We start from the raw sequence: 5,536 nt of genomic DNA, 5'->3' as shown, positions 1-5,536 counted from the left end.
GACCACGCCCGCCTCGCCCGCGCTGCGTGCCGCGCTCGCCGCCGCCCGCACCGCGAGCCCCGCCCGGCTCGCCGAGATCGCCAAGCGGTCCCCGGACGAGCCGCACCGGCAGTTCCTCCTGCACGTCGCCGACCGCATCGCCGCGACGCTGGAGCGGGACGCCGACCTCGCCTACGGCGGCCCGGACGAGCTGCTCGCCGACCTGACCGTGCTGCGCGACTCGCTCGCCGAGGCGGGCGCGGAGCGGCAGGCGTACGGGCGCGTGCAGGACCTGGTCTGGCAGGTCGAGACGTTCGGGTTCCACCTGGCCGAGCTGGAGATCCGGCAGCACTCCGAGCTGCACGAGAAGGCTCTCGCGGAGGTCCGGGCGGGCGGCCCGCGCAGCGAGATGACCGAGGAGATCCTCGACACGCTCCGCGTCGTCGCGTGGATCCAGCGCCGGTTCGGCGTCGAGGCCTGCCACCGCTACGTCGTCTCGTTCACCCGCACCGAGCGGGACATCGCGAACGTGCACGAGCTGGCCGCCTCGCTCGGCGACGACGCGCCCGTCCTCGACGTGATCCCGCTGTTCGAGACGGGCGAGGACCTGGAGCGCGCGCCGTCCGTGCTGGCCGGGATGCTGGCGATCCCCGCCGTCCGGCGGCGGCTGGACGACACCGGCCGCCGGCTGGAGGTCATGCTCGGCTACTCCGACTCGGCCAAGCAGCTCGGCCCGACCTCGGCGACGCTGAGGCTGTACGACACGCAGGAGGCGCTCGCGGAGTTCGCCGCCGAGCACGACATCAAGCTGACCCTCTTCCACGGCCGGGGCGGCTCCCTCGGACGCGGCGGCGGCCCCGCGCACCGGGCGATCCTGGCGCAGGCGCCGGGCTCGGTCGCGGGCCGCTTCAAGGTGACCGAGCAGGGCGAGGTGATCTTCGCCCGGTACGGCCAGCAGAAGATCGCGCACCGCCATCTGGAGCAGGTCACCAACGCGATCCTGCTGGCGTCCACCGACGCCGTGCAGGACCGCGCCCGGGACGCCGCCGCCCGGTTCCGCCCGCTCGCCGACCGGATCAGCGCCGCCGCCAAGCGCTCCTTCCAGTCGCTCATCGAGACCGACGGGTTCGCCACCTGGTTCGGCCGGGTCAGCCCGCTGGAGGAGATCGCCGAGCTGCGCATCGGGTCCCGGCCGTCCCGCCGGAAGGCGGCCCGGGGCCTGGAGGACCTGCGCGCCATCCCGTGGGTCTTCGCCTGGACGCAGACCCGGGTGAACCTGCCCGGCTGGTACGGCCTGGGCAGCGGGCTCGCCGCCGTCTCCGACGACGGCCGCGACCTGGACGAGCTGCGCGAGGCGTACGCCGAGTGGCCGCTGTTCCAGACGCTGCTGGACAACGCCGAGATGAGCCTCGCCAAGTCCGACCGGGCGATTGCCGAGCGCTACCTCGCCCTCGGCGGGCGTCCGGAGATGGCCTCGGCGGTGCTGGAGGAGTACGACCGGACGCGCCGCCTCGTCCTCGCCGTGACCGGCCACGACCGGCTGCTGGAGAACCGGCTCGTCCTGTCCCGCGCGGTCGAGCTGCGCAACCCGTACGTGGACGCGCTGTCGCACCTGCAGCTCCGCGCCCTCGGCGCGCTGCGCTCCGGCGCGGCCATCGACGAGTCGGAGCGCGCCCACCTGGAGGACCTGCTCCTGCTGTCGGTCAACGGCGTCGCGGCGGGCCTCCAGAACACCGGCTGACGGTTCGTCGTTTGAAGCGCCTCTCGCCTCGCGGCGGGGGGCGCTTCGTCGTTCCGCCGGGTCAGACCTTCTCGACCCGCGTCTCCTCGGGACGGATCGGACGTCCGTCCGCGTCGCGGATCTCGATGGGCGCGAGCGGGCGGCCCTCCCGGTCGAGCAGTTCGGAGTGCGCCTCGCCGGGTTCGAAGGAGTGCCGCTCGCCCCACTGCCGCAGCGCCACGACCACGGGGAACAGGTCGCGTCCCTTCGCCGTCAGCGCGTACTCCTGGTAGGCGCTGCCGTCCGACGCGGGGACGAGCTCCAGGATCCCGGCCGCGACCAGCGCCCGCAGCCGTGCGGACAGGATGTTCTTCGCCACGCCCAGGCTGCGCTGGAACTCCCCGAACCGGCGGCTGCCGTCGAAGGCGTCCCGCACGATCAGCAGCGACCACCAGTCGCCGATGGCGTCCACGGAGCGCGCCACCGGGCACGCGCTGCCGTCCAGTCTCGTCCGCCGCACCATGGTTGCAAGATGCCACCAGAAGCCTCTACGGTCAAGCGGTGGCAACTTGCAACCAGAATGGGCCGTCGCGCGCGGCCACCCTCCTGTTCGCCGTCGCGAGCGGCACGGCCGTCGCGAACGTCTACTTCGCCCAGCCGCTGCTCGCGACCCTCGGCGGCGAGTTCGGCATCGGCGCCGGGGCCGTCGGCGCGGTCGTCACGGCGACGCAGATCGGCTACGGACTCGGGCTGTTCCTGCTGGTCCCGCTGGGGGACGTGCTCGACCGGCGGCGGCTCGTCCCGGCGCAGCTCGTCCTGCTCGCGGCGGCGCTCGCCCTGCTCGGCACGGCCACCCGCGTCCCGGTCCTGTTCGCGTCCGCCGCCGCGGTCGGCCTGCTGGCGGTGGTCACGCAGACGCTGGTCGCGGCCGCCGCGTCCCTGGCGTCCCCCGCCGACCGGGGACGCGTCGTGGGCCAGGTGACCAGCGGGATCGTCCTCGGCATCCTGCTCGCCCGGACGGTCTCGGGTGTCCTCGCCGACCTCGGCGGCTGGCGCTCGGTCTACCTGCTGTCAGCGGCCGTCACGGCGCTGCTGGCGCTGCTGCTCCGCCGGGCGCTCCCGGCTCAGGACGCCGGGCCGCGCGTCCGGTACCCGGACCTGCTGCGCTCCACGGTCGTCCTCTTCGCCCGCGAGCCCCTGCTGCGCGCCCGCGGCCTGCTCGCCATGCTGCTCTTCGCCGCGTTCAGCACCCTCTGGAGCTGCGTCGCCCTCCCGCTCACCGACCTCGGCCTCTCGCACACCGCGATCGGCGCGTTCGGCCTCGCGGGCGCGGCGGGCGCGCTCGCCGCCGCGCCCGCCGGACGCCTGCACGACCGGGGCCTCGGCGTCCGCACCACCACGGTCGCGCTCGTCCTGCTGGCGGTCTCGTGGGGGCCGCTGGCGCTCGTCCGGCACTCGCTGTGGGCGCTGGCGCTCGGCGCGGTGCTGCTCGACCTCGCCGTCCAGGCCGTGCACGTGACCAGCCAGAGCATGATCTACACCCGCCGTCCGGACGCGGGCAGCCGCGTGATCGGCGGCTACATGGTCTTCTACTCGGCCGGCAGCGCCACCGGGGCCGCCGCCTCCACCGCCCTCTACGCCGCCGCCGGATGGTCCGCCGTCTGCTTCCTCGGGGCCGGGTTCAGTCTCGCCGCCCTCGGGGTGTCCAGAATGGGGCTCCGATCCGAGAGGAGTCCCATGGCCGAGATCAGGCTCGCCGTCCCGTCCGACCGGCCCGCCGTCGAGCGGGTCGTCCAGGCCGCCTACAACCCCTGGACGGAGGTGATCGGCACGCCGCCGCTGCCGCTCCTGTCCGACTACGCCGCCCTGATCGACGAGGGCCGGGTGCACGTCCTGGACGACCTGTCCGGCCTGATCGTGCTCATCCCCGAGGACGGCCGCCTGCTGGTCGACAACGTCGCCGTCGACCCGTCCCGCCAGGGCGAGGGGCTGGGACGCCGACTCCTCGACCACGCCGAGGACCAGGCACGCGCGCTCGGCCTCCCCGCCCTCCGGCTGATCACGAACGAGAAGATGACCGACAACATCGCCCGGTACGAACGCCGCGGCTACCGGGAGACCGGCCGCGAGGAGATCGAGGGCCGCCACGCCGTCCACATGTCCAAGACCCTCTGACGCGCGGAGCGCGTCGTGACGCCCTGGACGGCGACGCGACGCGCTCCGGCGAGGAGCCCGGGCCGAGGGTCAGGCGGGCACGGGGTCAGGCGGGGCGTCGGGTCAGGCAGGCGTGGACCAGTCGGGGGTGCGCTTCTCGGCGAAGGCGGCGATGCCCTCGCGGCGGTCGGGGGAGAAGGCGACCGTGCGCCAGGCGTTCTCCTCCACGTCGAGACCCGCCTCCAGCGGGAGGTCGCCGCCCACGCGCATCGCGCGCTTGGCGGCGCGGACGGCGATCGGGGAGTTCTTGGCGATCCTCGCCGCGATCGCCAGCGCCTCGGCACGCGCCTCGCCCTTCGGGACGCGCCGGTCGGCCAGACCGATCGCGGCGGCCTCGTCGGCGGCCAGGCGGCGGCCGGTCAGGACGAGGTCGGCGGCGCGCCCGGAGCCGAGCTTGCGCACCGCGAGCTGCGTGCCGCCGCCGCCCGGGACCAGCCCCACCGACACCTCGGGCAGCCCGAACACGGCCGTCTCGTCCGCGACGATCATGTCGCAGGACAGCGCGAACTCGCAGCCGCCGCCCAGCGCGTACCCGTGCACCGCCGCGATGACCGGCTGGGGCAGGTTCAGCACGCCGCCGAACGCGGCGCGGAACACCGGCCGCTGCGCCAGGATCTCGTCGTCGGTCATGGCGTTGCGTTCCTTGAGGTCCGCGCCCACGCAGAACGCCTTGTCGCCCGCGGCCGACAGGACGACCGCGCGGACCGAGCCGTCCGCGGCGACCTCCGCGCACACCGCCGCCAGCCGCCGCGCCATCGCGGTCGACAGGGCGTTCAGCGCCTCCGGGCGGTCGAGCACGATCTCGGCCACATGTTCGTTCTGCTTGTCGCGCTTAAGCGTCACTCCGTCCACAGAGTGCACCTTAGATCGCCTACTGCCGGTGGGCCACGGGGCGGGGTGAGGTTGGATGGGGACGTGACTCGTTATGGGAACCTCGACCGACCGCCGCTCCACGAGGCGGCGCTCGCGCGCGCGCTCGTCCAGCCCGGTGGGCTGTGGCGGAGCGTCCGGGTGGTGGAGGAGACAGGCTCGACCAACGCCGACCTCGCCGAGCTCGCGCGCGCGGGCGAGGAGGAGGGCGTGCTGCTCGCGACCGAGTCGCAGACCGCCGGACGCGGCCGCCTCGGCCGCACGTGGACCGCGCCCGCACGGTCCGGGCTGGCGTTCTCGATGCTGCTGCGGCCCGCCGTCCCGGCCGACCGGCTGCCCTGGGCCCCGCTGCTCACCGGCGTCGCGGTCGCGTCGGCGGTCCGGCGGCTGACCGGGTTCGGCGCGACCGGCGACCGGTTCTTCGCCGGCGCGGACGGCGACGCGCCGGTGGACGCCGTGCTGAAGTGGCCGAACGACGTGCTCGTCGGCGACCGCAAGCTCGCCGGGATCCTGGTCGAGAAGGTCGGCGACGCGATCGTCGTCGGCGTCGGGCTGAACGTGTCGCTGCGCGAGGACGAGCTGCCCGTCCCGGCCGCGACGTCCCTGGCCATCGAGGGCGCGCCGCTGTCGGACCGCGCGCCGCTGCTGCGCGCCATCGCCCGCGAGGTCGAGGGACGCTACCGGGAGTGGGCCGCGGCGTCCGGCGACCCGGAGGTCTGCGGCCTGCGCGCCGACTACCGGGAGCTGTGCGCG

Annotated in this window: 5 protein-coding genes; 3 read left to right on the top strand and 2 right to left on the bottom strand. The window is 74.8% G+C overall.

Annotated features, from left to right (window positions below):
- On the top strand, window positions 1-1,720 hold a 1,720-nt coding region (locus AB0J52_RS25145), incomplete at its 5' end, for a phosphoenolpyruvate carboxylase (RefSeq protein ID WP_500184657.1).
- 61 nt (window positions 1,721-1,781) lie between these two features.
- On the opposite strand, the gene AB0J52_RS25140 is transcribed toward AB0J52_RS25145, so the two are convergent.
- On the bottom strand, window positions 1,782-2,222 hold the full coding sequence (locus tag AB0J52_RS25140) for a winged helix-turn-helix transcriptional regulator (protein ID WP_500184655.1): 441 nt from the start codon (window positions 2,220-2,222) through the stop codon (window positions 1,782-1,784).
- A gap of 38 nt (window positions 2,223-2,260) precedes the next feature.
- On the opposite strand from AB0J52_RS25140, the gene AB0J52_RS25135 reads away from it, so the two are divergent.
- Entirely contained in the window at window positions 2,261-3,874 is a 1,614-nt protein-coding gene (locus tag AB0J52_RS25135) for an MFS transporter (protein ID WP_500184653.1), read from the top strand.
- Window positions 3,875-3,976: 102 nt separating this feature from the next.
- On the opposite strand, the gene AB0J52_RS25130 is transcribed toward AB0J52_RS25135, so the two are convergent.
- Window positions 3,977-4,765 carry an enoyl-CoA hydratase/isomerase family protein gene (locus tag AB0J52_RS25130; RefSeq protein WP_500184652.1) on the bottom strand — a complete coding sequence of 263 codons (789 nt, stop codon included), beginning with the start codon at window positions 4,763-4,765 and terminating at the stop codon, window positions 3,977-3,979.
- A 63-nt stretch (window positions 4,766-4,828) separates the two neighbouring features.
- Between AB0J52_RS25130 and AB0J52_RS25125 the strand changes: the two genes are divergently transcribed.
- A partial coding sequence (locus AB0J52_RS25125) for a biotin--[acetyl-CoA-carboxylase] ligase (protein WP_500184650.1) occupies window positions 4,829-5,536 on the top strand: 708 nt, incomplete at its 3' end.

This window comes from Spirillospora sp. NPDC049652, assembly GCF_040675125.1.
Lineage (GTDB): Bacteria > Actinomycetota > Actinomycetes > Streptosporangiales > Streptosporangiaceae > Spirillospora.
Note: the sequence above shows the minus strand (reverse complement) of the source record. Positions and strands in the feature narration are given on the sequence as shown.

Excerpts from the sequence above, each read along its gene's own strand:
- AB0J52_RS25140 (WP_500184655.1), bottom strand. The coding sequence starts at position 2,222 with ATGGTGCGGCGGACGAGACTGGACGGCAGCGCGTGCCCGGTGGCGCGC.